Origin of the sequence: Streptomyces sp. NBC_00523 (genome assembly GCF_036346615.1) — a bacterium.
In the GTDB taxonomy this organism is placed as follows: domain Bacteria; phylum Actinomycetota; class Actinomycetes; order Streptomycetales; family Streptomycetaceae; genus Streptomyces.
In genome coordinates this window covers 432,863-458,519 of sequence record NZ_CP107836.1, presented here as the reverse complement: position 1 = coordinate 458,519, position 25,657 = coordinate 432,863, and the positions used below count along the sequence as shown (strand labels likewise).

29 protein-coding genes are annotated in these 25,657 nt (G+C 72.5%); 10 read left to right on the top strand and 19 right to left on the bottom strand.

Annotated elements, in window-relative coordinates; translation table 11 throughout:
* Positions 1-106 precede the first annotated feature (106 nt).
* Positions 107-760 (top strand): TetR/AcrR family transcriptional regulator, encoded by a 654-nt coding sequence (locus OHS17_RS02255; RefSeq protein WP_383167601.1) that lies wholly within the window; start codon positions 107-109, stop codon positions 758-760.
* A gap of 13 nt (positions 761-773) precedes the next feature.
* Here the strand turns inward: OHS17_RS02255 and OHS17_RS02250 are convergent, their stop codons facing one another.
* Positions 774-1,223 carry a GNAT family N-acetyltransferase gene (locus OHS17_RS02250; RefSeq protein WP_330310802.1) on the bottom strand — a complete coding sequence of 150 codons (450 nt, stop codon included), beginning with the start codon at positions 1,221-1,223 and terminating at the stop codon, positions 774-776.
* 142 nt (positions 1,224-1,365) lie between these two features.
* On the opposite strand from OHS17_RS02250, the gene OHS17_RS02245 reads away from it, so the two are divergent.
* A complete protein-coding gene (locus tag OHS17_RS02245; protein WP_330310801.1) occupies positions 1,366-1,872 on the top strand; it encodes a hypothetical protein in 507 nt (168 codons plus the stop codon).
* A 12-nt stretch (positions 1,873-1,884) separates the two neighbouring features.
* On the opposite strand, the gene OHS17_RS02240 is transcribed toward OHS17_RS02245, so the two are convergent.
* From OHS17_RS02240 to OHS17_RS02195, 10 genes are all read right to left on the bottom strand, one after another.
* Entirely contained in the window at positions 1,885-2,280 is a 396-nt protein-coding gene (locus OHS17_RS02240) for a hypothetical protein (protein ID WP_330310800.1), read from the bottom strand.
* A gap of 27 nt (positions 2,281-2,307) precedes the next feature.
* Complete coding sequence (locus tag OHS17_RS02235; protein ID WP_330310799.1) at positions 2,308-3,699, bottom strand: phosphomannomutase/phosphoglucomutase; 1,392 nt, start codon at positions 3,697-3,699, stop codon at positions 2,308-2,310.
* Positions 3,680-5,287: a glycoside hydrolase family 13 protein gene (locus tag OHS17_RS02230; protein ID WP_330310798.1), complete on the bottom strand. Its 1,608-nt coding sequence runs from the start codon at positions 5,285-5,287 to the stop codon at positions 3,680-3,682. The genes OHS17_RS02235 and OHS17_RS02230 overlap by 20 nt, the downstream gene beginning before the upstream one ends.
* Positions 5,284-6,504, bottom strand: a complete 1,221-nt coding sequence (locus OHS17_RS02225; protein WP_330310797.1) for a Gfo/Idh/MocA family protein — start codon at positions 6,502-6,504, stop codon at positions 5,284-5,286. Before OHS17_RS02225 ends, OHS17_RS02230 begins: the two co-directional genes overlap by 4 nt.
* Positions 6,501-7,580 (bottom strand): glycoside hydrolase family 130 protein, encoded by a 1,080-nt coding sequence (locus tag OHS17_RS02220; RefSeq protein ID WP_330310796.1) that lies wholly within the window; start codon positions 7,578-7,580, stop codon positions 6,501-6,503. Before OHS17_RS02220 ends, OHS17_RS02225 begins: the two co-directional genes overlap by 4 nt.
* Positions 7,581-7,585: 5 nt before the next feature.
* Complete coding sequence (locus tag OHS17_RS02215; protein ID WP_330310795.1) at positions 7,586-8,443, bottom strand: carbohydrate ABC transporter permease; 858 nt, start codon at positions 8,441-8,443, stop codon at positions 7,586-7,588.
* A gap of 1 nt (position 8,444) precedes the next feature.
* On the bottom strand, positions 8,445-9,383 hold the full coding sequence (locus tag OHS17_RS02210; RefSeq protein WP_330310794.1) for a carbohydrate ABC transporter permease: 939 nt from the start codon (positions 9,381-9,383) through the stop codon (positions 8,445-8,447).
* A complete protein-coding gene (locus OHS17_RS02205) occupies positions 9,380-10,672 on the bottom strand; it encodes an extracellular solute-binding protein (protein ID WP_330310793.1) in 1,293 nt (430 codons plus the stop codon). Before OHS17_RS02205 ends, OHS17_RS02210 begins: the two co-directional genes overlap by 4 nt.
* Before the next feature lie 87 nt (positions 10,673-10,759).
* The gene (locus tag OHS17_RS02200) at positions 10,760-11,779 is read right to left on the bottom strand and encodes a LacI family DNA-binding transcriptional regulator (RefSeq protein ID WP_161209936.1); all 1,020 of its coding nucleotides are present in this window, start codon (positions 11,777-11,779) and stop codon (positions 10,760-10,762) included.
* Positions 11,780-11,902: 123 nt separating this feature from the next.
* Positions 11,903-12,583 carry a ScbR family autoregulator-binding transcription factor gene (locus tag OHS17_RS02195; RefSeq protein ID WP_330310792.1) on the bottom strand — a complete coding sequence of 227 codons (681 nt, stop codon included), beginning with the start codon at positions 12,581-12,583 and terminating at the stop codon, positions 11,903-11,905.
* Positions 12,584-12,972: 389 nt separating this feature from the next.
* On the opposite strand from OHS17_RS02195, the gene OHS17_RS02190 reads away from it, so the two are divergent.
* Complete coding sequence (locus tag OHS17_RS02190) at positions 12,973-13,653, top strand: HAD family hydrolase (RefSeq protein ID WP_026171507.1); 681 nt, start codon at positions 12,973-12,975, stop codon at positions 13,651-13,653.
* 12 nt (positions 13,654-13,665) lie between these two features.
* Here OHS17_RS02190 and dhaL read toward each other — a convergent pair whose 3' ends face one another.
* Positions 13,666-14,328 (bottom strand): dihydroxyacetone kinase subunit DhaL, encoded by a 663-nt coding sequence (dhaL, locus tag OHS17_RS02185; RefSeq protein ID WP_330310791.1) that lies wholly within the window; start codon positions 14,326-14,328, stop codon positions 13,666-13,668.
* A gap of 40 nt (positions 14,329-14,368) precedes the next feature.
* Positions 14,369-15,367 carry a dihydroxyacetone kinase subunit DhaK gene (locus tag OHS17_RS02180; RefSeq protein WP_330310790.1) on the bottom strand — a complete coding sequence of 333 codons (999 nt, stop codon included), beginning with the start codon at positions 15,365-15,367 and terminating at the stop codon, positions 14,369-14,371.
* Positions 15,368-15,526: 159 nt separating this feature from the next.
* On the opposite strand from OHS17_RS02180, the gene OHS17_RS02175 reads away from it, so the two are divergent.
* Positions 15,527-16,081, top strand: coding sequence for a hypothetical protein (locus OHS17_RS02175; protein WP_330310789.1), 555 nt, complete (start codon positions 15,527-15,529; stop codon positions 16,079-16,081).
* 24 nt (positions 16,082-16,105) lie between these two features.
* The gene (locus tag OHS17_RS02170; protein ID WP_330310788.1) at positions 16,106-16,618 is read left to right on the top strand and encodes a tetratricopeptide repeat protein; all 513 of its coding nucleotides are present in this window, start codon (positions 16,106-16,108) and stop codon (positions 16,616-16,618) included.
* A gap of 48 nt (positions 16,619-16,666) precedes the next feature.
* Here OHS17_RS02170 and OHS17_RS02165 read toward each other — a convergent pair whose 3' ends face one another.
* Genes OHS17_RS02165 through OHS17_RS02155 form a run of 3 tightly spaced genes read right to left on the bottom strand, consistent with a single transcriptional unit; the run spans position 16,667 to position 19,118 of the window.
* Complete coding sequence (locus tag OHS17_RS02165) at positions 16,667-17,221, bottom strand: cysteine hydrolase family protein (protein WP_330310787.1); 555 nt, start codon at positions 17,219-17,221, stop codon at positions 16,667-16,669.
* Positions 17,218-18,660, bottom strand: coding sequence for an MFS transporter (locus OHS17_RS02160; protein ID WP_330315132.1), 1,443 nt, complete (start codon positions 18,658-18,660; stop codon positions 17,218-17,220). Before OHS17_RS02160 ends, OHS17_RS02165 begins: the two co-directional genes overlap by 4 nt.
* 8 nt (positions 18,661-18,668) lie before the next feature.
* On the bottom strand, positions 18,669-19,118 hold the full coding sequence (locus OHS17_RS02155) for a MarR family winged helix-turn-helix transcriptional regulator (RefSeq protein WP_330310786.1): 450 nt from the start codon (positions 19,116-19,118) through the stop codon (positions 18,669-18,671).
* Positions 19,119-19,221: 103 nt separating this feature from the next.
* On the opposite strand from OHS17_RS02155, the gene OHS17_RS02150 reads away from it, so the two are divergent.
* Positions 19,222-19,728, top strand: coding sequence for an ArsR/SmtB family transcription factor (locus OHS17_RS02150; RefSeq protein ID WP_330310785.1), 507 nt, complete (start codon positions 19,222-19,224; stop codon positions 19,726-19,728).
* A 38-nt stretch (positions 19,729-19,766) separates the two neighbouring features.
* On the top strand, positions 19,767-20,621 hold the full coding sequence (locus tag OHS17_RS02145; protein WP_330310784.1) for a M23 family metallopeptidase: 855 nt from the start codon (positions 19,767-19,769) through the stop codon (positions 20,619-20,621).
* Here the strand turns inward: OHS17_RS02145 and OHS17_RS02140 are convergent.
* Positions 20,609-21,208 (bottom strand): dihydrofolate reductase family protein, encoded by a 600-nt coding sequence (locus OHS17_RS02140; protein ID WP_330310783.1) that lies wholly within the window; start codon positions 21,206-21,208, stop codon positions 20,609-20,611. The genes OHS17_RS02145 and OHS17_RS02140 overlap by 13 nt on opposite strands.
* Positions 21,209-21,496: 288 nt before the next feature.
* Between OHS17_RS02140 and OHS17_RS02135 the strand changes: the two genes are divergently transcribed.
* Positions 21,497-22,033, top strand: a complete 537-nt coding sequence (locus OHS17_RS02135) for a hypothetical protein (RefSeq protein ID WP_330310782.1) — start codon at positions 21,497-21,499, stop codon at positions 22,031-22,033.
* A 29-nt stretch (positions 22,034-22,062) separates the two neighbouring features.
* On the opposite strand, the gene OHS17_RS02130 is transcribed toward OHS17_RS02135, so the two are convergent.
* Positions 22,063-22,548, bottom strand: coding sequence for a hypothetical protein (locus OHS17_RS02130; RefSeq protein ID WP_330310781.1), 486 nt, complete (start codon positions 22,546-22,548; stop codon positions 22,063-22,065).
* Between the two features lie 194 nt (positions 22,549-22,742).
* On the opposite strand from OHS17_RS02130, the gene OHS17_RS02125 reads away from it, so the two are divergent.
* Positions 22,743-23,291: a YciI family protein gene (locus tag OHS17_RS02125; protein ID WP_330310780.1), complete on the top strand. Its 549-nt coding sequence runs from the start codon at positions 22,743-22,745 to the stop codon at positions 23,289-23,291.
* A gap of 88 nt (positions 23,292-23,379) precedes the next feature.
* Here OHS17_RS02125 and OHS17_RS02120 read toward each other — a convergent pair whose 3' ends face one another.
* Positions 23,380-24,849 carry an MFS transporter gene (locus OHS17_RS02120; RefSeq protein ID WP_330310779.1) on the bottom strand — a complete coding sequence of 490 codons (1,470 nt, stop codon included), beginning with the start codon at positions 24,847-24,849 and terminating at the stop codon, positions 23,380-23,382.
* 159 nt (positions 24,850-25,008) lie between these two features.
* Between OHS17_RS02120 and OHS17_RS02115 the strand changes: the two genes are divergently transcribed.
* Positions 25,009-25,656, top strand: coding sequence for a TetR/AcrR family transcriptional regulator (locus tag OHS17_RS02115; protein ID WP_330315131.1), 648 nt, complete (start codon positions 25,009-25,011; stop codon positions 25,654-25,656).
* Position 25,657: the final 1 nt, after the last annotated feature.

Genomic DNA, 25,657 nt, shown 5'->3' with positions numbered 1-25,657 from the left:
GGTCGTGCGCGCATTGGTGCGGGCGGTTTCCGCGCGCCCGCGGCCCCCGGTTCAGCGGCCCTGACGCCCCCGTTGACCCCCGTTCCCGCCGGTCTAAGCTGTGCCGGTGAGCAACCAGTCAGCACGCAGGTCCGGCCGGTCGGCCAAGCCCCGCACGCCCCGGAGCCCGGAAGCCCAGCAGCGGCAACGGGACATCCTGCACATCGCGATGGACACCTTCGCGGCCCGTGGCTACAACAATGCCTCGCTCGCCGAGATCGCCGACCGGGTCGGCCTCACCCAGGCCGGTGTCCTGCACTACTTCCGGTCCAAGGCGCTCCTGCTCACCAGCGTCCTCGAACTGCGCGACGAGTCGGACATCCAGCAGCTGGGCCCGGACCGCCCGCAGGGCCTGGCGTTCCTGCGCCACCTGGTCGACACGGCGACCCGCAACGCCGAACGCGAGGGCATCGTCCGCCTGTACGCCGTCCTGTCGGCGGAGTCCGTCACGGACGACCACCCCGCCCAGGACTACTTCCGGGACCGCTACGACGGACTGCGGGGTTTCGTCGCCGACGCGCTCCGCGAGGTGTGCGGCCTCCCCGACGACGGGACGGGCGAGGTCGAGCACGCGGCCAACGCCGTCATCGCCGTGATGGACGGCCTCCAGGTCCAATGGCTGCTGGCCCCCGGCGCCGTGGACATGGCCGCCTCGACGGACCTGGTGGTCAACGCCCTGCTCAAGACGCTGGCCCCGGACCGCTTCGGCGCCGACGGCTGAGCGGCGCCACGGGTCACGCCTCGCGCGCGAGGTAGCGCCGGAAGCCCTGGGCCCGCGGCTCGAAGCCGCACGACGCGTAGAACGTGTGGACGTACGCGTCATCGGCGGCGAGGAGCTGCACCTTGTAGCAGCCCGCCTCCTCCGCGAGGCCCACCACCGCGTCCAGCAACCGCCGCCCGACGCCTCGGCGGCGGCCCGCCCCGGCGACCACCACGTTCTCCACGAAGAGGATGCCCCGGCCGCCCCGGGTCAGGTTCGGCATGACGATGCAGTCGGCCGTCCCGACGACGGCCCCGCCGGCCTCCGCGACGAGAACGGTCCGCCCCTGCTGCGCCGCGATGCGCTCCCACCCGGCCCGGGCCGTCTCCGGCGACAGGGCGGGGTCGTCGGGGTTCAGCTCGCGGTAGAGGGCGAGCAGCGCGGGAAGGTCCGGCGCGGCGGCGGTTCGTACGGTTATCTCCACCCCGTAAGCCTAGGGGGCTCGTGCGTTCCGGTGATCTTCCGGCGGAGGGCGATCCGTTCCGGGCCCGGGCGCCGTTACCCGTGGGGTGCGAACGCGCACCGCGCAGGAGACGAGCAAGGGTGTGAGGCACGGGATGACCCGCATGGACCGCAGAAGCATGATGCGACTGACCTCGGCGGCGACGATCACCGGCGGACTGGTGGCCGGAGCGGCCGGAACCGCCCACGCGGCACGGAGGGCCGACCGGCAGCTCACCCTGCACGGCAGGCGCACCGGCGCCAACATTCCGGACGTCCTGACCGTCGGCGTCCCGTACTACGTCCGCTACGACCTGACGGACGCCGAGGGCCGCGCCGTCGGCACCGAGAACGCGCACTGCCTGCCCGTCACCGTGGGCCCCGACGGCTCCTTCGTCATGGCGACGCTCGTCCTGGCCCTCACCGACGGCATGATCACGGCCTCCACCGCCTTCCAGCGCCCGCTCCCCGCCGTGACCGAACTGCCCCTCGACTCACGCCGCTGGACGCACGAGTTCGCCGTCACCGGGGGCACCGGCGCCTACAACGGCGCGGAGGGCTCGGTCACCATCGAGCACCTCACCCGCGACGAGGACACCCTCACCATCACCCTGACGGACGACGCCGGCTGACCGGCGCGGCCGTCACGGTTTCAGCGGGCCGTAGGTGCCGTCCCGGAACGTGAAGAGCGTCGGCTCGGTGTCGTACTCCTCCCGGAAGCAGCCGCCGAAGCAGGGGCTCGCGACGTGCGGGGCCAGCAGGTCCAGAACGGTGACCAGTTCGCCCATGTCGTCGTCCAGCCAGTAGTTGCGGCTGTACAGGCCCCACCCCTCGTCCTGGAGGCGCAGGGACGCGAAGTCGCCGCCGGGCAGACGGCTGTGCGGGTCCGGGGTGAGCAGCGGATACGCGTACTCACCCCCGCCGTGCCCCTGCGGTGGCTCCTCGGTCAGGCCGAGGTGCCACCGCAGGGCGTCCAGTACCGGGGCGGGCGTGTCCGCGCGGAGGAAGCAGGTGAAGACGACTTCGTAGTGCAGGCTCATGGCCCGCATTGTGCCCGGCGGTGTCCGTCAGGCCTCGCGCACCGTCGCCAGCACCTCGTCCCGGACCCGGGCCATCAACTCCCCGGTACTCGCCTCCACGTTGAGCCGCAGCAGCGGTTCCGTGTTGGACGGGCGGAGGTTGAACCACCAGTCCGTGCCGCTGACGGTGAGCCCGTCCAGGGTGTCGGCCGTGACGCCGGGGCGGGACTCCCACGCCGCGCGGACCGCTGCCGTGCGGGCGGCCTGGTCGGTGACCGTGGAGTTGATCTCGCCCGACGCGGCGTACCGCTCGAAGCGGCTGGTCAGCGCGGACAGCGGGCCGTCCTGGCCGCCGAGCGCGGCGAGCACGTGGAGCGCGGCCAGCATGCCCGTATCCGCGTTCCAGAAGTCGCGGAAGTAGTAGTGCGCGGAGTGCTCACCGCCGAACACCGCCCCGGTGCGGGCCATTTCGGCCTTGATGAACGAGTGGCCGACCCGGGTACGGACCGGGGTGCCGCCCGCCGCACGGATCACCTCCGGCACCGCGCGCGAGGTGATGAGGTTGTGGATGACGGTCGCGCCCGGGTGCCGCGCCAGCTCGCGCGAGGCGACCAGGGCCGTGATCGCCGACGGGGAGACCGGGTCGCCGTTCTCGTCCACGACGAAGCAGCGGTCCGCGTCGCCGTCGAAGGCCAGCCCGAGATCGGCGCCCTCGGCGCGCACCCGCGCCCGCAGGTCCACGATGTTGGCCGGTTCCAGCGGATTGGCCTCGTGGTTCGGAAACGTGCCGTCCAGCTCGAAGTACATCTCCACCACCGTCAGCGGCAGCCCCGCGAGCACCGTCGGGACCGTGTGGCCGCCCATGCCGTTGCCCGCGTCCACCACCACCTTCAGCGGGCGGATCGCGGACAGGTCCACCAGGGAGTGCAGATACGCGGAGTACCCCGCCAGGGTGTCCCGGCCGGTGACGGCACCCGCGCGGGCGGCCGGGGCCGGTGCGCCCTCTTCCGTCCACCGCTCCACGAGCGACCGGATCTCCGCGAGACCGGTGTCCTGCCCCACCGGCTCCGCACCGGCCCGGCACAGCTTGATGCCGTTGTACCGGGCCGGGTTGTGCGAGGCGGTGAACATCGCGCCGGCAAGGCCCAGTGAACCCGACGCGTAGTACAGCTGGTCCGTCGAGCACAGCCCGATCTCCGTGACGTCGGCGCCCCGCGCCGTGGCGCCCCGCGCGAACGCCCGGGCAAGACCGGGGGAGGAGGGCCGCATGTCGTGCCCCGTCACGATCGCGTCCGCACCGGTGACCCGGACGAACGCGGCACCGAACAGCTCCGCCGTCGTCCCGTCCCACTGGTCCGGCACCACACCGCGTACGTCGTACGCCTTGACGAGCCCCGACAGGTCGGTCCGGGGCGTCGGTTCAGTCACGGGCGTCGTCATCGGTGTCTCCAGGGGCGGTACGGGAAGAGGGCGGGGCGAGGAACCACACGGCCGTGTCGGGCGGCAGCAAGTCCCCGTCGAGCGGTCCACTGCTGAGCAGCGGGCGGCCGGGCGTACGTACGGGCCCGGCGCCCAGATTGACGGCGCACACCAGCTCGCCGCGGCGGAAGGCCAGGACGGGCACGCCCGGCTCCGAGAGCCAGACGGGCGGCGCCGCCGGATCCGGGGCCGGATGGGCGCGCCGCAGCCGCAGCGCCGCCCGGTACAGGGCGAGGGTCGAGCCGGGGTCCGACTCCTGCGCGGCGACGGTGAGCCCGGCCCAGCCCTCGGGCTGCGGCAGCCAGGTGGCCCCGGCATCCGCCGTGGTGAAGCCGTACGGGGCTTGCGCGCCGGACCACGGCAGCGGCACCCGCGCCCCGTCGCGCCCGCGCTCGGTGCGTCCGGACCGCTCCCACAGCGGATCGAGGATGCGGTCGGCCGGCACCTCGGCCTGGGGAAGGCCCAGCTCCTCGCCCTGGTAGAGGTACGCGGAGCCCGGCAGCGCCAGCATCAGCAGCGCGGCGGCGCGGGCCCGCGCGAGCGAGCCGTACCGGGTGACCGGACGCACCGCGTCATGGCTGGAGAGCAGCCAGGTGACGGCCGCGCCCGGCACACCGAACGAGTCGTCGATGACGCGGCGCAGCTCCGCCGCGTCCCACGCCGCTTCCAGGAAGGCGAAGTTGAACGCCTGGTGCATCTCGTCGGGCCGGATGTAGCGGCCCAGCCGCGCCGGATCGAAGACGGCCGACTCCGCGACCATCACCCGGTCGTGCGGCGCCACCGCACCCGGGGGCGCCGGATGGGTGTCGAGGAGCGCCCGCCACTCGCGGTACAGCGGGTGCAGCTCCTCCTGGTCGTAGTACGGCATCAGGTGGTTGCGCAGCGGGTCGGTGTGCTGCCCGGGCCCCGCGTCCGGCAGGCCCTCCGCCTTGAACAGGGCGTGCGCAACGTCCACCCGGAAGCCGTCCACACCCCGGTCGAGCCAGTGGCGCAGAACCTCCATGAACGCGTCCCGCACCTTCGGGTCGCGCCAGTTCAGGTCGGGCTGCTCGGGGGCGTGCAGATGGCAGTACCACTCGCCGTCCGCGACCCGCGTCCAGGCGGGCCCGCCGAACGCCGACTGCCAGTCGTTCGGCGGCAGTTCGCCCGCCGCGCCCCGGCCCGCCCGGAACAGGTACCTCTCCCGCTCCGCCGATCCCGGGCCCGCCGCGAGCGCGTCCAGGAACCACGGGTGGCGGTCCGACGTGTGGTTCGGGACGAGGTCCACGATGAGCTTGAGGCCCAGCTCATGGGCGCGGGCGGTCAGCCGCCCGGCGTCCGCGTCCGTCCCCAGGTCCGGGGCGACCCCCGTGTAGTCCGCGATGTCGTAGCCGCCGTCGGCCAGCGGGGACGGGTAGAACGGGGTGCACCACACGGCGTCCGCGCCCAGGTCCCTGATGTGTTCCAGGCGCGCGGTCAGGCCCGCCAGGTCGCCCGTGCCGTCCCCGTCCGAGTCGGCGAAGGCCCGGGGGTAGACCTCGTAGCAGACCATGTCCTGCCACCAGCTCATGCGGGGACTCCTTCGAAGAGGGCCGGGCCGGGGGACAGCACGTGCTGCTCGGCGCCGGTCGCGGCGGCGACCGTGGCCGCCTCGGCGACCGCGACCGCCGCGAAACCGCTGACCGGTCCGGCCACCGGGGGCACGCCGGTCCGGGCCGCCCGCACCAGGTCGGCCATCGCCGCGCGCACGCTCTGCGCGTACACATACGGCTTGCGCGGTTCGCCGCCGAGGTCGAGGACCGCGGTCACCCGGTGCGGCACGGTCCGCTCCTCGCCCCGGCCCCGGGCCGGTGCGGCGGACCCGGCGTGCCGCTCCACGCGCACGGTGATCCGCTCACCGCCGCCGGGCCGGAACCCTTCGACGGCCAGCAGGTCGTCCCGCAGCCCCGGCAACTCCTCCCAGGCGCGGGCGCCTTCCTCGTCCACCCAGGCCGTGATCTCCGCGTATACGGGGATCCAGCCGCTGATCCGGCTCTCCGCGAACCCGTGGTCCAGGCGCATCAGCTGCCGCTCGGCGCGATGGGCGTGCGTGAAGGAGTGCAGGTGCGAGGCGAGCACGCCCCCGGGGTGCACCACATCGGCGCTGACCATGTCGACCGGGCCGCCGGGGCGGCCGACCGCGGTGGCCCGCACGCTCAGCGGGTCGGTGCCGAGGAGGGCCCGGGCGGCGTCGAAGAAGTGGACGCCGTGCTCGATGAAGATGCCGCCGCTGTGTGCCGGGTCCCAGAACCAGTGGCCGGGGCCCAGGTCCTCGTCGGACGCGTCGTTCTCGAACAGGAACCGGCGCGGCGGCGCGAGCAGCCCCCGCCCGGTCAGCCGCTCGACGGCCCGCAGCAGCGGGTTGTAGCGCAGTACGTGGTCCACGACCAGGGCGCGCCCGGCGATCCGTGCCTCGTGGACGACCGCCGAGGCGTCCTCGGTCGTGGTGGCGAGAGGCTTCTCGCAGAAGACGTGGCGCCCCGCGCGCAGCGCGGCCGTGGCCATCGCGGCATGGGTGGCCGGCGGGGTGGCGATCAGCACGGCCGCCACGTCGTCCCGCTGAAGGAGCTCGTCCAGCGAACCCAGCGCCGGGACGCCGTGCCGCTCACCGAGCAGCCGGGACCGCTCCCGCGAGGGGTCGGCGACCGCCGCGAGCCGCAGGCCGGGGAGCCCGGCGATCGCGTCCAGGACGAACTCCGCGAACCCGCCGCAGCCGGCCAGGCCGATGCCCAGGGCGCCGTCCGTCATGCCGTGCGCTCCAGAAGGGCCACGCCGATGTGCGCGTCGGCCATGCCGTAGAACACGTACAGCTCGCCGTCGATCTCCTCGATCGCCGTGGGGAAGACGACGTTCGGGACGGTGCCCGAGCGCTCCTCCTCGGTCTCCGGCGCCATCAGCGGCTGGTCGGAGCGGGCGAGGACGCGGGACGGGTCGGCCGGGTCGAGGATCATCGCGCCGGCCGCGTACGACACGTCCTGGTTCTGCGCCCACGGGTCCTCGATGGAGCCCGACACGCCGTGGTGGATGAGCAGCCAGCCCTCGGGCACCCGGATCGGGGCGGGGCCGCCGCCGATCTTCAGGGACTCCCAGGGGAACTCGGACAGCGCCAGCAGGCGGTGGTCGCGCGGCCGGGTCAGCGCGGTGATGTCGGCCTCCACCTCGGCGGCCGGGACGTAGCTGATCCAGATGCCGGGCCGCTCGTCGGTGACCCCGGCGGGCAGGTGGACGCCCTCACCCGGGCGGAACCAGCCCAGGTCCCACATCGGGCGGTGCAGCATCGCGTACGCCGGCTCGCCGTCCGGGCCCGGGACCGGCTCGGGGAAGTGGACGACGTCCTTGTTCGGGAAGAGGTTGAGGTCGGTGTCCAGGTCCGGCTGGTAGGCGAACTGGATCGGGCCGAGGCGGGTCCAGTCGGTGAGGCTCTCGGACACGGCGAGCGCCGGCTTCGGGCCGAGCGGGCCGTAGGCCACGTAGCTCATGACGTGCTTGCCGAGCGACGGGATCCAGGTGACGCGCGGGTCCTCGACCCCGGCGTTGTTCTTGCCGCGCTCCCAGCCCTCGTCGGGGGAGAGGACGGTGCCGCGGCGCTCGACGCCGTTCGGCACGCCCGCCCCGTCGAAGGTCACCTCGGCGAGGCCGACGCGGGAGACGTTGCCCTCGGCGACCAGGCGCGGCAGCAGGTGCAGGGTGCCGTCCGGGGTGCGGCCGGAGGCGGGGTTCAGGACACCCTCGACCTCGTTCGCCTCTCCGGCCAGCGGGGACATGACCACACCCTTGCGCACCATGCGGTAGGGGATGCGGGTGGCGGTGGTGGTGTTGCTCATGGCGATTAGCCCTTTACTCCGGAATCGATGTCGGTAGAGGTGAAGTGGCGCTGGAACAGGAGGAACAGGACCACCGCGGGGAGGGCCAGCACACAGGCGCCGGCCAGCAGGGCACCGGCCGGGTTGGCCACCGTGCCCTGAAGGTTGGAGAGGAAGCTCGCGAGCGAGACGGCCAGCGGCTGCATGTCCGCGTTCTTGGTGACGAGGAACGGCCACAGGAACTCGTTCCACGGACCGATGAACGTCAGCAGCAGCGCGGTCAGCACGGCCGGCCGGGCCATCGGCAGCGCGATCCGCCACAGGATGCGCAGCTCGCTCGCGCCGTCGATGCGGGCCGCCTCGAAGAGCGACTGCGGCATCTGCGCGAAGAACTGGCGGAACAGGAACACGGCCGTCGAGTTGATCGCGAACGGCAGGATCATGCCCAGGTAGTTGTCGCCGAGCCCGTAGTCGCGGACGACGAGCACGTACAGCGGCAGCGTCAGCAGTTGGAACGGGATCATCTGCACGAGCAGGAGGGCCGCGAAGACCGCCCCCTTGCCCCGGAAGCGCAGCTGCGCCAGCGCGTACCCGGCGAGCACGCCGAACACCAGCGTGCAGATCAGCACCCCGATGGTCATGATCCCCGAGTTGAGCAGGGACCGGCCCAGCGAGATCGCGCTGTTGACTGCCGCGTAGTTGTCACCGGTCAGCCCGGACGGGACCGCGGCCGACAGGTCACCGACCGTCTGCCCGCGCAGCGAGCCGACGATCATGTAGTAGAAGGGGAACAGGAAGGCGACGGCGCCGAGCGACAGCAGCACGTAGCGGACGGCGCTGCCCCTGGCGAAGCGGCGGGTGGGCCTCGGTGTGGCGGCGCTCATGTCAGTCGCCCCTCTCGGTGAGCTTGCGGGCGGCGATCGACACGACCATCACGAAGGCGACGAGCACGACGCCCAGAGCGGCCGCGAAGTCGGGATGCCCCTGCTCGATGCCCTTCTGGTACATCAGCAGGACGGGCGAGGTCGACGCGTGGTCGGGGCCACCGCCGCCGGTCAGCAGGTACGGCTCGCTGAACAGGTTGGCGCCGGTGATGATCGCGTAGATCACGACGAGCGTCGTCGCCGGCCGTACGCCCGGCACGGTCACCGAGAAGAACTGCCGCACCTTGCCCGCGCCGTCCATGGCGGACGCCTCGTACAGCTCCTTGCCGACGTTCTGCAGCGAGGCCAGGTACAGCATCACGAAGAAGCCGAGCTGCTTCCAGGTCACGAACACGGCGATCATTGGCATCGCGAGATGCGAGTTGACCAGCCACGACGGGTCCGGGGCGTGCGAGCCGAGCAGGTGGTTGACGAACCCGTCCGAGCCGAAGAGGAACTGCCATACGGCGACCAGGGCCACGCTCGCCGTCACATATGGCACGTAGAACGCGGCGCGGAAGAACCCGCGCCCCCGGATCTTCGAGTTCAGCGCCGCCGCCAGCACCAGCGAGAGGCCCACCGTCAGCGGCACGTTGATGACGAGGAAGATCAGGATGTTGAGGAACGCCTGCCCGACCACCGGGTCCGTGAAGACGTCCCGGTAGTTCGACAGACCCACCCATGGCGAGTCGATGTCCGTGCCCGGCGCGGTGAAGTAGAAGCGGTGGAAGGAGATCCACACCGTGTAGACCAGCGGGACCGCGAAGACCACCACGATGAACAGCACGTACGGCGACACGAACAGCGCGCCGGCCCGCGACAGACCGCGCCGTGCCTTGCCGCGCGGGGCGGCCCCACTCGTGTGTACGGCGCCGGGCGCCGCGTCCAGGTTCACGCTCATGACGGGTCCCCGTACTCGTTCAGCAGGCCGGTGATGTCGGACGACGCCTTGCGGAGCCCCGTGTCCGTGGACTCGCGGCCGAACACGACCGACTTCGTCCACTCGTCGCGGAACGTCTGCCAGATGTCGATGGAGCCCGGCACGTTCGGCACCTCGACCACGCGCTCCGCCTGGTCGGCGAACGCCTTGTACATCGGGTTCTTCGCGAAGTAGCCGGGATACTTGGCCGTCAGGTCCTCGCGCATCGGCATCTGGCCGGTGGCCTCCAGGAACTTCCCGTCCTGTGCGGCGGAGCTCGCGAACTTCAGCACGTCCCAGGCGGTGGCCCGGTTCTCGCAGGCGCTGAACATGGCCGCGGACTTCTCGTCGCTGAACGAGTGCTTCCCGCTCCCGCCGTCGGCGGTCGGCACCGGTGCCACCCCGATGTCCACACTGTCCTTGTACGCGGCCACCGCCCACGGGCCCACGGTCGCCATGGCGGCCTTGCCGTCGTTGAGGGAGTCGCCCGGATACTGCTCCTGGGGCGCCAGCTTCTCCGCGTACAGCGTGCGCCAGAACGCCGCGACCTGCCGGCCCGCCGCCGAGTCGAACTGCGGCTTGCCGTCCTCGATCAGCTGCTTTCCGCCGCTCTGCGCGGCGAACGCCGGATAGAAGTCGTACCAGGGCTGGAAGAAGTCACTGCTCGGCGAGGGCCATATCGCGGCCTTCGCGGCGCCGCTGTGCACGAGCGTCCGGGAGGTTTCCAGGAATTCCTTGTACGTGGCCAGCTTCGGGTGCTCGGGATCGAGACCGGCCTTCGCGAACAGCTTCTTGTTGTAGAGGATCATGACCGGATTGCTCTTCCACGGCAGCTGGTAGAACTTGCCGTCGGTGGAGCGGTACTGGTCGGTGAGGGAGCCGCCGCGACCGGCGATGTACTTCTCGCCGTCCGGGAAGTCACTGAGGGGGACGAGGCCGTTCTGCTTCTGGAAGGTCGGCACCGCCGCCGGCGAGGTGTTGAAGGCGAGACAGGCCGTCGTCCCCGCGATGATCGAGGCGCTGATGGCCTCCTCGGAGGTCTTGCCGGCCGGGATCTGCTGCGCGGTGACGTGCTGGTCGGGATGGGCCTTGTTCCACGCGGCGACCATCGCCCTGCCCCACTGCACCTCCTGCGCGTTGTTGGAAAGCCAGACCGTGATCGGGCCGCGCGCCTCGGCGGCGGTGGCCGGATCGGGAGCCGACCGGCCGCAGGCCGTCGCCGTGCCCGCGAGAGCGAGCACGAGCAGCGCGTACGCCGTTCTCCTCAGCATGATTGATCTCCGAACTGTTCACGCGGCCTCGTCGCCGCGCGGAATTCCCGGTCGGCGCGAGCACGACCGGTCGATTGCCCCGTTACGTCACCGGCGGGGCGCCGGCCCCATCGACGCGCGGGGCACGAACTGCGCCGGGGGCAGCCGCACATGGTCGGCGGCTCCCTCGGCGACGACCGCGTCGAGCGCGCGGGCCGCCGCCTCGCCCCAGCCGCGGGCGTCCGCCCGGGCGGAGGCGAGCGGCGGGAAGCTGTACCGGGTCAGGGGCGCGTCGTCGTAGCCGACCAGCGACAACTGGTCGGGCACGCGGACACCCAGCTCCTGGGCGACCGAGAGCCCGGCCATCGCGGCGAGGTCGTTGCCGTAGACGATCGCGGTCGGCGGCTCGGCGGAGCCCAGCAGCTGCCGGGTCGCCTGCGCGCCGCCCTCGGGCGTGAAGCCGCCGGGCAGCACGGGTCCTTCGGGCAGGCCGAGCGCGCGCAGGGTCTGCTCCCACGCGGTCCGGCGCCGGTGGGCGTGCAGCAGCTCCTGCGGCCCCTCGACGTGGGCGATGCGCCGGTGGCCCAGCTCCGCGAGGTGGCGGACGGCGGCGGTGTACGCCGGTTCGTCGTCCAGGCTCACCGCCGTCAGGCCGTCGCCCCACTCGGGCTGGCCGACCACGACGGCCGGCAGACCGAGCTCCCGCAGCAGCGCGGGACGCGGATCGTCGCGGCGCAGGTCGGTGAGGAGGACCCCGTCCACCTGCTGCTCCGATGCGAGGCGCCGGTAGACGCTCTGTTCGTTGTCCGGGGCGGTGATGTGGATCATCAGCCCGTCGCCGCGCTGCCCGATCACCGCCTCGACCCCGGCGATGAACGCCGGGAAGAAGGGGTCGGCCCCGACCTGCTCCGCGTCACGGGCGAGGACGAGCCCGAAGGCGCCGGCCTTGCCGAGCGAGAGGGCCCGGGCCTGACGGCTGGGGGTCCAGCCGAGCTCCCGGCTCGCCGCGAGGATCCGCAGCTTCGTCTCCTCGGCGACACCGGGCCGGTCGTTCAGGGCGAAGGAGACCGTGGCGCGTGAAACACCGGCCCGCCGGGCGACATCCGCGATGGTGGGCTTGCGTGCCATGGGCCTGGACTTCCTTGCCGCGGGCCGAAGACAGGCGCCTTCAAACCGGTTTGACTGGTCGAACGAGGACAACCAAACCGGTTTGGAAGGAGGGCGTCAAGAGGCCGGAGCCTGTGATGCCCGTCACCGGGGAGGGGTGGCGGCGGCCGGCCGCCCGGCGTCCGAGCCGTCCGGCTGCGCGGGGATCCGGGCGCGGGCCCGGGCGAGCAGGCCCGCCGCGTCGGGCTCCGCCTGGAGCGAGGCGAGGGCCAGCCGCCACCACTCTTCGAGCCGTTCCGGCCAGCCCCACTTGCCCGGCATCTCGTCGGTCAGGGTGCAGTGCCCGTAGAACCCGCACACCAGCGCCACGGCCGCCGCCGACGGCTCGACCCCTTCCGCCAGTTCGCCCCGCGTCCGGGCCTGGGCGAGGAGCCGGGCGCACGCGAGCGCCCAGGTGCCGAACGGTGTCGGCACGGGCGCCCCGATGGTGCGCCGCTCCGCCCACAGCCGCGCGCCGGCCCGCGCCACGACGTCCTCGCTGAGCGACCGGGCGACGCGGAAGCTGAGCGCGACCAGCTTCTCCAGCGGCGGGACGCCGGGTGCGGCGTAGACGGCGGCGAGCTGCGGCCAGGTGGCGAACTGCTCGCGGACGACGGCGAGGGCCAGCTTTTCCTTACTGGAGTAATGGAAGTAGATCGCGCCGCTGGTCTTTCCCGAGTGGTCACTTATGTCATTGACACTCGTGCCCGCATATCCCCGTTCTACGAATAGATGTGCCGCCGATTCCAGCAGCACTTTCCGGGTCGCGCGCGCCCTGTCCTGCACCTGTTCCACCTTCGCTCATGCGTGCTAGCGCCGCGACGTGAAAGCCCGTCCCGTCCCTGTGCGAGGGGCCCAGTCGCATCGCGCGACGATCCTATTATTCATCGAGGGGGCCGCGCAGTCGGCCGGTACTTCTTCATGTATTCCGGTGCACTCGAATTGGTGATTGCGGAATTCGGGGCCGTCGAAATAACGTAATGGTCATGATGTTTCGGACGGGCTGACTCTCGGGGTCGCGAGTCCGTTGCGGCGCCCAGCGGAATCGACCTGGCCGCCGCGCTCACGGAGCGACGCCCGCGTCCGATTCCTCCCTTTCACAGGTGTGCCATCCGGCACATGTCTGCGCCCTCGTACCTCACCGGTTCGGCGCAGCCTCCGAGAACGGCGGTTACATGACAGCTCATCGCATTTTCTCCTGGTCCCCGTCCGCCCTCGTCTTCGACTGCGACGGCACCCTGATGGATACGGAAAGGCACTGGCAGGAGGCCCGCACCCTCACGTTCCGGCTCTACGGGCTCGCCTCGCCCGCCGGGTTCGCGGACCGGGCGAAGGGCGTGCACTACATCGAGTGCGGCGCCCTGATGGCCCGGGAGACGGGAAAGCCCGACCTGGCCGGCGACTTCGCCGACACCCTCCTGAGCACCTTCACGGCGCTGGTCGAGGAGGACCCGGTCACCATGCCGGGCGCCGCCGCGCTGGTCCGGCTCGCCGCCCGCCACCGCCCGCTCGCGGTGGCGAGCAACTGCCCCCGGGCCACGGTGGAGTCGTGCCTCGACAGGGCCGGGCTCCTCGGCTGCTTCCAGCATGTCGTGGTCGCCGGGGAGGAGGTGCGGCCCAAGCCCGAACCGGACGTCTACCGGGCGGCCGCCCGCCTCTGCGGCGTACCGCCCGAGGAGGCCCTGGCCGTGGAGGACTCGCTGACCGGCATGGAGTCGGCGCGCCGGGCGGGCCTCCGGGTCATCGGCATCGGGACGCGCCCGCCGGACCCGGACGGCGAGCAGGCCGACCTGTGGGTGACGAGCCTGGCCGACCCCGAACTGCTCAGCTGGGCCCGCAGCCGCCTCGGCCCCTGAGCGGCGGGCGGGTCAGTCACCGGCGAGGTGGGGCGCCAGCGTCCGTACCGTTCCCCCTGCGGACGCGAAGAACAGCGCCATGCCCACGGCCCCCGGATCCGGGACGCCGGTGGCCCGCTCGCCCAGGTAACTGGCCCGTCCCATGCGCGCCGCCTGGGACGCCGTCTCCCGCACCCCTCGCCACGCCGCGTCCGCGGCGGCGGCCAGGGCGTCGGCGGGGGGCGCGTCCCCGGCCGCCCGCAGCGCGTCGGCGGCCGGGGCCAGCGCGTCGACCAGCGTCTTGTCGCCTGGCGCCGCGTCCCCGACGCGGCGGATGGCGGCCAGACCCTCGGAGGCACCGTCGGCGAGCACGCCCGTCGTCAGCCCCGGTCCGGAGCCGGCGGCCCGGCCCATCGCCTGGAACAGCAGGCCGAACAGCGGTCCGCTGGTCCCGCCGACCTCGTCCAGGAAGGCGGCGGCCAGGGCGCCGAGCTGGTCGCCCGGGCCCGCCGACGCCCCCAGCCGGTCGAGCAGCGGACCGGCGGCCCCGACCCCGGCGGCGAGGTTGGCGCCGAAGTCGCCGTCGCCCGCCTGCTGGTCCAGCTCCGTCAGTTCGGCCTCCGTGGCGTGGACCGAGTCCGCGAAGCGCCCCGCCCAGTCACGGGTGCGCGTGCCGTCCAGAGCGTCGCTCGTCATGGGCCCTCCTCGTACCTTCGTCCCGCAGGGGGCTGACCGGTCACCACCGCAGTGCCGGGGTCTGCACGGGCGCGTCGTAGAAGTCCAGGGCGGCCCGGTCGGCCGCCATGAGCGTGAGGGAGAAACCCCGCATGTCCAGCGCCGTCACGTACTCGCCCACCAGATGGCGCGCGAGCCGCACCCCTCGGCTGTCCAGCACCCGGCCCAATTCGCCGAACACCGCGTACAGTTCGAGCGAGGTGACGGCCCCGAGCCCGTTGACGAGAGCGACGACGGACTCCTCGGGGCCGGGGCGCAACGCGTCCAGCAGTGCCCCGGTCATCTCCTCCACCAGTGCGCCCACGGTGCCCTGTTCCCGGGTGCGCGCGGCGCGCTCCCCGTGGATACCGACCCCGTACTCCAGCTCACCGGGCGGCAGTTCGAACGCCGGCTCACCGGTGGCCGGCGCGTGGTGCGCTGCCGAGGCGACCGCGAGCGTACGGCACCGGCCCGCGAGGCCCGTACCCAGCTCTGCCAGCTCTTCGAGCCCCATCCCCGTGTCGGCGGCGGCGCCCAGGACCTTCTCCAGCAGCACCGTGGCGCCCGTGCCGCGGCGTCCGGCGGCGATGTCCTCCGAGTCGGTGGCCAGGTCGTCGTCCACGAGGACCCGCGCACAGGCGATCCCCGCGTCGGCGAGGCGCTCGGCCGCGATGCCGAAGTTGATCCGGTCGCCCGTGTAGTTCTTCACGATGTGCAGCACGCCGTCCGGCCCGGCCACCGCGCGCGAGGCCCGGAAGATCTGCCGGTTGTGCGGCGAGGCGAACACCCTCCCCGGGCAGGCCGCATCGAGCATGCCCGCACCGACGAACCCCGCGTGCAGCGGCTCGTGCCCGGACCCGCCCCCCGACAACAGCCCCACCCGCCGCCCGGGCGCGGGGTGCCGGGCGGTGACGAAGCCGTCCGCCGCGTCGTACCGCACCAGATCCGCGTGCGCACGGGCGAAACCGGCCAACGCGTCGGACACCAGTTCACCGGCGCCGTTCTCGAAGTACCTGGCCATGAGCAGCACCCATCCCGTCCCTGGCGGTGAGGCCGTACGAGCCGACCCGGACGATAATCCCATGGTGCGGGTAACGGTCCGCATGCGGCAACTCGCACAGCGTGGGGGTGCGGGTGGTGGGGGGTGTGCCCTAAGGTGCGCCGGAGCGGGGGAGGGCGCATGACGCGGCTCGACAGAGGGTTTGCGGCCGAGCGCGCCGGGTCGGCGCCGTCGTCCGTCTCCGTCGCGGTCCTGTGCGTGGCCCTCCTCGCGTCCGCTCCGCTGTGGTCCGGCCGGCTGGCCGCGCCCGAGGGGTCCCTCGTGGTGATGCTGGTGGCGGGCGCGCCGCTGCTCTGGGTGCTGAGCACACTGCTCACCTTCGTCTACGTTCTGCCGCTGGTGGCCGCGGCGCACTGGTTCGGCAGGCGCCGGGGGCGTGGTGCGCGTCGGCGGTACGTGGTGGCGGCCACGCTCCTCGGAGTGCCGGCGGCGGCCGGACTTCCCACGCTGGTCCTGATGGCGCGGACGGGGTCCGGGGAATGGGGCCAACTCGCCGCGCACGGCGCGCTGGCCGCCGCAGTGCTGTGGGCCGTCTCGGCACCGGCGGCCGTGGCCGTCCACCTCACCCTGCGGCGCGAGCGTGCCGGTCGCCCGGTGCGGCCGGTGGTGGACATCCTCCTCTGGGGGACACTGGCGCTCGGCGTCGAGTTCGTCGGCCTGCTGGTGTTCGGGTGATCCGGGTGTGCCACCGTAGGCCGCATGAGCGTGGATGACCATGAGAAGGACCTGGCCCTGGCGCGTGCCGTGCGGCTGCGGGAGCAGGGTGAGGCCGGGGCGGCCCGGGAGCGGTTGCTGGGGCTGGCCGGGCGGTATCCGCAGGACGCCGTGATCGCCTACCAGACCGCCCGGGTGCACGACGTCCTCGGCCTGGAGGCGGAGGCCGTGCCGTTCTACGAGCGGGCGCTGGCGGGGGAGGGCCTGGCCCGCGAGGACCGGCACGGGGCGTTCCTCGGGCTGGGGAGCACGTACCGGGTCCTGGGGCGTTACGAGGAGGCCGCGCGGACCCTGCGGCGCGGGCTCGACGCCTTCCCGGAGGACCCGGCGCTCCGGGCGTTCCTGGCCATGACGTTGTACAACCGCGGCGAGGGCCGCGAGGCGGTGGGCCTGCTCCTGAAGACGCTGGCCACCGCCTCCGACGACCCCGGGGTGCGGCAGTACCGGCGGGCGATCGAGCACTACGCCGACGATCTGGACGCCGTGGAGCCGGGGTGAGCCGGTGGTCGGGGCCTGGGCTGACCTCGGCCCCGACCCGGCCCGGGGTCAGCCCAGGCCCGCGATCCAGCCGTCCACCGTGGTGACCTCGCTCTGGTTCGGGAACACCTTCTCCGTGAGTACGCGGTGCACCTCCGGGTCGCGGTCGGCGCAGCCGTCGGCCAGGACCGTGAGCCAGTAGTCGAGGTCGGCGGCCTGGCGGAGCGTCGAGAGTACGACGCCGCTGGTGGCGAGACCGGTCAGGACCAGGTGGTCGACGCCCGCGCCGCGCAGGACGAGATCGAGATCGCTGCCCGTGAAGGCGCTGACCCGCTTCTTGGTGACGACGGCCTCGCCTGCGAGTGGCGCGACGTCGGGGTGGATCTCCGCCCCCGGATCGGCCTCGGTGAAGGCCCCTGCGGGCAGGGCGCCGAAGAGCGGACTGGACTTGGCCTCCGGGCGGCCCGGCCGGAAGCCGACGACGACGTGCACGACGGGCACGTCGGCCGCACGGGCCGCGGCGACGGCCCGGGCGAGGCGCGGGGTGAAGCCGGCGTCGAGGTCGGGGACGCGGCCGACGACGGCCTTCTGCAGGTCCATCACGAGCAGGGCGGGGCGGGTCATGGGGATTCCTCATCGTTCTGGGAGTCGTTCTCGGAGCTCTCGCCGATACGGCGCAGCGAGCGGTCGGCGACGGTGACCGCGAGGAACAGGACGCCGGCGGCGAGCATGAACCAGGCCAGGTGGTGCAGGCCCGGGGTGTCGGCGCGCTGCCCGAAGAAGGCGCCGTTGGCGGCCGACGCGGTGATGGCGCCGAGGTAGCCGAAGGTACGCAGCAGCCCGGCGGAGGAGCCGATGCGGTCGGCGTCGGCCTGGTGGTAGACCGCGTTCTGAAGGGCGAGGCCGTTCAGGCCCTGCGGCACACCCAGGACGACCACGACGGCCAGCAGCATCCACACGGGGCTGTCGCCGTGCAGGAGGAGCAGCATCGCGCAGGCCGCGATCTGCCCGACCGCGCCGACCAGGAGCTTCCCGCGCACCGCCTGGCGCCGTCCGGTGAGGGCGGAGACGGCGATCCCCGTCGCGAACAGCGGCAGCTGGACCAGCCCCGCCTGCGAGGCGGACAGCCCGCGCCCCTGCTCGGTCCACTGGGTGAATCCGTACAGGAACGCGTAGGTGACGACGTAACAGAGCAGCGCGCGGCCGTACGTGGCGACCAGGGGCAGGTTCCCGCCGAGCACCCGTACGTCGATGAACGGCTCCTCTGCCCGCAGTTCGCGCCAGGTGAATCCGGCCCCGGCCACGAGGGTGAGCACCAGCAGGTACCAGTCGCCGCTGCCGATGTCCATCAGGAACAGCAGCAGGCACGACAGCGCGACGGCGAACAGCCCCATCCCCGGCAGGTCCAGGCTCCGCGCCCAGGCGCGGTCGTCCGCGCGGGCCGTCCCGGGAAGCGCGGGGATGCGGCGCGCCCCGAGGTACAGGCCGAGGAGCGCCAGCGGGATGTTGACGGCGAGAGTGGCGCGCCAGCCGCCGATGCCGACGAGCAGTCCGCCGACGCTCGGGCCGACGACGGCGATGGTCTGCGTGGTGATCGCGAGCGCGGTCAGCACCCCGGCCGGGCTCTTCTCGCCGGTGCGCCGGGCCTCGCTGCGGATCAGGTACATGGCGGCCGGGTAGCCGGAGCAGGTGCCGAAGCCGAGCAGCACCCGCGCGGCGACGAGCACGCCGAGACTGGGCGCCAGCATGCCGACGACCCCGGCGATCCCGGTCAGCGCGGTCCCGGCGAGGAACAGCCGCCGGGGCCCGAACAGGTCGATCAGCCGGCCCATCACCGGCTGGCCTGTCGCGGTCGCCAGATAGAGGGCGGAGATCAGCCACGCGGTCTGGGCGGGCGGAGCACCGAAGGCGGCCCCGATCGGGACCAGCGAGACCGAGATGATGGAGGAGTTGACCGGATTGAGGGCGGCCCCCGTCATCATCGGGGCGAGCAGCCGCCGGTCGAAGCCCTGCGCCGGGCCCTTGTCCCGCTCGGGGCGCCACCGTTTCAGGGCGCGCGTCATTCCCGTACTCACGACCGGACGATCCGCTCCAGGACGGCCATCGCCGCCAGGAGCTCGCGCCGCTCCTCCTCCGTGCAGTGGTCCTCCAGGGCCCGGGCGAGCCAGCCCTCCCCGGCGAGCCGGCGGTCCTCCAGGAAGGTGTGCCCGCTGTCGGTCACGTACACCAGCTGGCGGCGGCCGTCCTCCGGGTCCGGGCGGCGGCCGACCAGGCCACGCTCGGCCAGGGCACCGACGGTGCTCGTCACCGACTGGTGCCGTACGCCCTCGGCGGCGGCCAGCTCGACCACCGACGCCTCGCCGTCCTTGTCGAGCCGGCTGAGGACGGAGGTCTGGGAGGGCGTGAGCTCGTCGCGGTCGTACGTCTCCCGCAGGCGCCGCCGCAGCCGGCTGTACACCACGCGGATCTCGTGCGCCGCGCGTGCGGCCGTCTCGGAGACGGTCTGCTCGGTCTCGTTCATACGTGCAGCCTAGGGTGCGCAGTCTGGACTGCGCAATTATGCCGTGTGAGGGGGACGCGGATTCACCCTTGCACGTGACTACGTAATTACGTAATCTCGTTCCATGGACTTGGAGGAGCGTGTCACCGAGCTCGAACGACGCCTGGCCGAGCTGGTGGAGGCGGCGCCCGCCGCGCCCGCCGTGTCGGAGGCCGACTTCTGGGCGCTCGACGCGCTGAAGGCACGGCATCCGGTGACGGAGGAGGCGGACGGCGCCGTGCTGTTCACCGGAGCGGTGCGTGTACCGACCGGGCATCGCTACGAATGGCAGTACGGGTTGCTGACCGAGACGGTGCTGGACGACAACTGGTCGGACGCCGCCGCGTCGTTCGCCGCGCTCGGCAACCCCGTACGGCTGACGCTGCTGCGCGAGGTGCTGGGCGGGCTGCGCACCGCGGCCGAACTGACCGCGCTCGAAGGCGTCGGGACGACCGGCCAGGTCTACCACCATCTGCGCCAGCTGACGGGCGCCGGCTGGCTGCACTCCCCGGAGCGCGGCCGCTACGAGATACCGGCCGGGCGAGTCGTGCCGCTCCTGGTGGTGCTCACCGCCGCACGCCCCGTGACCTGACCGATGGGGTGCACCGATCTACGTTCAGGGGGGAGAACATGTCCGTGAACCGAAGGAAGATCGCCGCGAAGGTTCAGTACGCGCTGTGGGTGGTCTTCTTCGCCCAGATCGTCGTCGAGCGCTTCGTGGAACTGCCCTACACCTACTGGTGGAGCTGGCTCCCGGCGCTCGGCGCGATGGGAATCGGCCTGATGGCAGCGCGCTCCGCCCGCCACCGGATCGGGACCCGCTCCCCGGCCGCCGTCGCGGTGGCGCCCCCGGTGACCGGCCGCTGGTCCGCGGTCAACAGCCCCGCCGACAAGGTCCCGAGCCACGGGACGCACAGCCTGGCGCAGACCTACGCCATCGACATCGTGGCCGAGCCCGCGGAGGGACCCGCCCGGCCCGCCCCCGTCTGGTTCTGGCCCGTCGCCCAGCGCAACCGGGACTATCCCGCCTTCGGCGCGCCCTTGTACGCGGTCGCCGCCGCGACCGTCGTGCACGCGGAGGACGGTCAGCGCGACCACCTGAGCCGCAGCTCGCTCGCCGGTGTCCTGTACTTCTGGCTGGTCGAGGGGGTGGGCCGGACCCTAGGCGGCAGCCGTCGCATCGTGGGCAACCACATAGTCCTCGACCTGGGCGACGGAACGCACGCCGTGTACGCGCACGTGCAGCGTGGCTCCCTGCGCGTCCGGCCGGGCGACGAGGTGGGGCCCGGCGATCTGCTCGGCCGCTGCGGCAACTCGGGCAACTCCACCCAGCCCCATGTGCACTTCCAGCTGATGGACGGGCCGGACCTGGAGACGGCGAATGGAATCCCGTTCACCTGGCACGGAGTCGGCGTACCGGCCTCCGGCGAGACGTTCACCGTGGACGCGGACGCCACCGCTCGGGCACGGCCTCAGGACGCCTGATCCGGACCTCCACCGTCTTCGCCGGGCGGCGCGTCGAGAACGGTGGGGGCGTACTCCAGCAGTTGGAGCCGGCCGTCGAAGGTGCGGCTCTCGACCAGATCGAGGCGGACATCGGGGTATGCGTCGAAGATCCTCTCCTGCCCGGTGGCGCCGGTGATGACCGGGAAGACGACGACGCGGAAGCGGTCCACGAGCCCGGCCACGAGCAGCGCCCGGCACAGACTCAGGCTGCCGAGGGTACGCAGCGGACGCGTCTCCGTCCGCTTCATCTCCCTCACGGCCTCGACGGCGTCGCCCCTGACAAGCTCGGCGTTCTCCCAGAAGAGAGGCGGTTCCAGAGTGGACGAGAACACGACCTTGGGCATGCCGTTCAGCTCGGCGAACCCGGGGTCATCGGGCATCTGGGCGGCGAACCCCGACATGAGCCGGTAGGTCGTGGCCCCCATCAGGCTGACATGTCGCTTCTCGCTCTCGCTGTCGATCCAGGCGAGGTATTCGGGTCCCTCCATGCCCCAGAACCCGGGCCAGCCCTCTGCGGACGCGTAGCCGTCGAGCGAAATGATGAAGTCCACCATGAGGCTGGTCATCGGACTGTCCCTTCACGGTCGGTGGGTGTATCAGTAAGGACCGCCACCACCCCGCAAACTCATCGCCGACCCAGCAGCGGCGGGGCCCAGTGCCCTGACCGGGCGACACGCCTACCGGCTGCCGTCCGCCTGGGTGAACAACAGACGTCTCCGCGACAGGTCGATGTCCAGGACGACGATGACACACCGCCTTTACGGTCCCGCGCCGCTTTCGGTCTGCCAGTCCATGCCGCCCACCCTGGCACGAGCGTGGCCGTCGATGTCAGTCTCCGTCCGTACGATCACGCCATGTCTGATGCCTTCACGGTCCTGTGGACCCATGACGTGTGCCGGGCCCTGCGCAAGGCGGGGCGGGTGGGTGAGCGGCCGCCGGTTGCCTTCAGCGGTGTGCACTCGTCCCTGCCCAGGTGGGCGGGCGCGAGCGCCGGGGACACGGTGTACGCGGTGCACGTCAACCAGCGCCAGGTCTACGTGGTGAGCCGGCTGCGCGTGGTGGACAGGGAGCGGGGTGACTGCTGCGGCACGCCTCCCGCCACCTGGGAGGACCCGGCCCATCCGGGTCACGACGACTGGTCGATGCTCGGTGGCGACGGCTGCGGCGCCGAGGCGGTGCACGTGGCGGCGACCCCCGTGCGCTTCGACGTGCCGGTCCCCGGCGACCTGCTCCCGCAGCTGACCTGGCAGAACCGTCGAGGCCGGACGCGCGTTCTGAAGTACGTGGTGGACGGCCGCCTCGAAAACTCGATCAGCCTTCAGGGCTTCTACCGCCTGACCCCGGAGTCCGCCGACGCGCTGTCCGGGGTGGTTGACGGCGCGACCGGCTGACGCCGACGGACGAGAGCGGTTCTCGTCGGTTACCACCGGTGCGGGCGGCGGGTGGCGGTGAGGAGTACCGCCACCACCGTGACCATGGCCAGGGCGATGGCGAAGTGGGCGGCCCAGGCGCCTGCCGGGGTGGGGCCGCCCCAGGCGTGGGAGGTGTCCTCGCCCGCCGTGGCCAGCGGGTACAGCAGGCCGCGAGTAAGGAGAAGGACCACGGAGGGGGCGGCCAGGGCGAAGGCGAGGGCATTCGCCGGGAGGCCCCGGAGGGCCCGGCCGACGACGGTGCGGAAACGGTCCGGTGTGGGCGGATGGGGCGCGTCCGCCGGGGACGCGGTCGGCCCGCCGAGGGACGCCAGGCGCCGCTGAAGCCGTCCGGCGGCGGACGCGTTGCCGGTCAGGGCCAGCACCAGCGCGAGGACGGTGGCGGGCAGGGCCAGCAGCGCATGGACCAGGAGCAGAGCGGCGCGCCGCGGCAGCGGGCGACGGGGCGCGGGGAGGGCGTCGGGCGCGAGCGTCATGGGGAGCCCCTTCTCGGGTTCGGTGCGATGACCGGACGGTAGGGGTACGGCCGCGCCGAAGGCGTCATACCGGGGAGCCAACCCTGCCGTCAGACCTCGGTAGCACTGCCGGTCCTCTCGGGACCGTCGCCACCGCGTACCGGTGACCCGAAACCGGTTGAGCGGGAGCCGTCGACACGGAAGGGTCCGTGGTCATGGAGTACTTCTGCTACCACCGAGACCGGCCGGGCTCCCTCGCCCTGCGCGAAGAGTTGCTGGAGGAGCACTGGTCCTACATGGACCGGTACGCGAAGGAGCTGATCGCCCGGGGCCCGACCTTCGCCGCTGACGGTGAGACACCCACCGGAAGCGTGCACATCGTGGACCTCCCCGATGCGGCCACCGCCCGGGCGTTCGCCTTCGACGAGCCCAACTACCAGGCAGGTGCCTATCGGGACGTGCTGATACGTCGTTGGCGCAACGTGCTGGGCCGCACCATGTGGGACTTTCCCGGAGGCTCGGAGGGCGGCAACCGCTATCTGGTGATCGGCCTCGGCGAAGGTCCCGCGGCCGACCCGGGCCTGCCGGCCGCCCAGGACGACCTGATCGCGTACGGGCCCCTGCTGTCCGACGACGGCGGGACCTGGCTCGGTACGGCCTGCCTGCTCAGGGCCGCGAGCCCGGACGAGGCACGCGCCGTCCTCACCGCGGACCGGTACGCCGACATCGAGGTCCACGACTGGGAGTTCGGCGGACGCCGGTGACGGAAGGAGCGCCCGGCCGCGTGTGCGACCGGGCGCTCCCCCCGGCAACTGAGCCCGGGACCGACGGGCTCCGCTGCCGGGGCGTACATCAGGCGGGTTCCTCGACGGGGTGTTCCTCGACGCTGTGCGAGTCGGTGAGGCTCAGCGCGCCGCCGGCCGCGATCAGCCCGACGACGACGGCGAGCAGTGCGTAGGTGATCCGTTCGCCGTGGAAGAAGGAGGCGACGAGGTCGCTGCTCCAGACCCCGGCCGGGAGCGACGTGGTGACCAGTGCGGCGATCAGCGTGCCGACCACCGCGGTGCCGACGCTGGAGCCGACCTCCTGGGCGGTGTCGTTCAGGGCGGCGGCGATCGAGGTGCGGTTGCTGGGCATCGCGTCCACCAGGGCCACCGCGCAGATCGTCATCACGGTGCGCAGCCCCACGGTCATGAGCACCATGCACACCGCGATGACGGCGTACCCGTGCTCGACGCCCCAGGCGAGACCGGCCAGCGACCCCGCCAGGCAGGCCGCGCCCACCAGGCAGGCGATGCGGTGGCCGAACCGGCGGGCGAGCCACTCGGACAGCGGGGTGGCCATGAGCATCGTCACGATGATGGGCAGGTTGGCCAGGCCGGCCCGGACCGGGCTCCACCCGTACGCGTACTGGAAGTGCAGGATCAGCCCGAACATCACACTGGCCATCGCGATGGACGTCCCGATCTGCGCGAGCGCGGCCCCCCGCACTGTGCCGTTCGAGAAGACCCGCAGATCCAGCATGGGCGCCGCGGTGCGCCGCTCGTGCCGCACGAAGCCGACCGCGGCCGCGACCGCGCCCACGACGGACGCCAGGGTGATCCCGGAGAGCCAGCCGTGCTCGACACCGCTGGTCAGCGAGTAGCAAGCGAGCCCGATGGCGGCGACGCTCAGCAGCGCGCCCGGCACGTCGAGCCTGTCCTTGGTCAGGTCCTCGGGGCGGTCGGCCGGGACGCCGAGCCGGACGCCGATGCACGCGATCAGCGCGATCGGGGCGTTGACGAGCAGCAGCCACTCCCACCGGACGTGCGCCAGCGCCGTACCGCCGAGCAGCGGGCCCAGGACGAAGCCGGACATGCCCACGATGATCATGACGGTCATCGCGCGCATCCGCAGCGCCTTGTCGTCGAACAGGCGGAAGACCAGCGAGTTCGTGATCGGAGCCATCGCGGCGGCCGCCACGCCGAGCGCGGCGCGCAGGGCGATCAGCTCGCCCGCGGTGGAGACGAGCGCGACGCACAGGCTGAGCGCCCCGAACACGGTGAGCCCGATGAGCAGCACCCGGCGGCGGCCGAGCCGGTCCGCCATCGATCCGGCGGTCAGCAGGAGGCCGCCGAACGTCAGCGAGTAGGCGCCGGTGACCCACTGCAACGCGGTCGTGCCGCTGCCCAGGTCGCGGCCGATCGTGGGCAGGGCGATCGACAGCAGGGTGTTGTCGACCATCTCGACGAAGAAGGCCAGGCACAGGGCGGCCAGGGGTATCCACGCCGCGCGCAGCGAGGGATACGAACGGGACCCGTTCACGGGTGGGGCGGTAGTCATGGCGCGGTCCTTTCGGTCGAACATCGTTCGGCTATCGAACGCCGTACGATGAGCTACGATAGAACAACGTTCGATGCGATGCAAAAAGCGAGAGGAAAAGCCATGGCACAGCCGCAGCGGCGCCGGTCGGACGGAGGGCGCCGCCGGGCTTCGCACTCGATGGAGTCCGTGCTCACCGAGGCGGTGGCCCTGCTGGACGAGGCCGGTGCGCCCGCGCTCACGTTCCGCGCGCTCGCGCAGCGCCTGGGCGGCGGCGTCGCCAGCATCTACTGGTATGTGGAGAGCAAGGACGAACTGCTGGACCTCGCCACTGATCACGTGGTGGGCACGGTGCTCGCCGACATCGAGAAGCTTCCGGAGGGCGACGACCCCATCGACAACCTCCGCGCGATGGCCGTGACGCTGTTCGACGCGATCGCGGACCGGCCCTGGCTCGGCGCGTACTTCATGCGCAACACCAACCTCCAGAGCAATTCGCTGCGCCTGTACGAACAGCTCGGCCGGCAGACGCTGCGCCTGAAGCTCACCGCGCGCCAGCGGTTCCACGCGGTGTCCGCGGTCGTCGGAGTCGTCGTCGGCTCTGCCGTCGACATGGGCCAGGAGCCGCCGCAGGAGATCCTCGACGGTGCCGTGGACCGCGACGAGTACCTCGGCCGCTTCGCCAGTGCCTGGCGCGAGCTGGACCCGGCGGACTACCCGTTCGTGCACGAGATCATCGACGAGTTCGACGGCCACGACGACGTGGACCAGTTCCGCTCCGCGCTGGACCTGACCCTGGCCGGACTGCGCCTGCAGGCCGGAGCGTAGG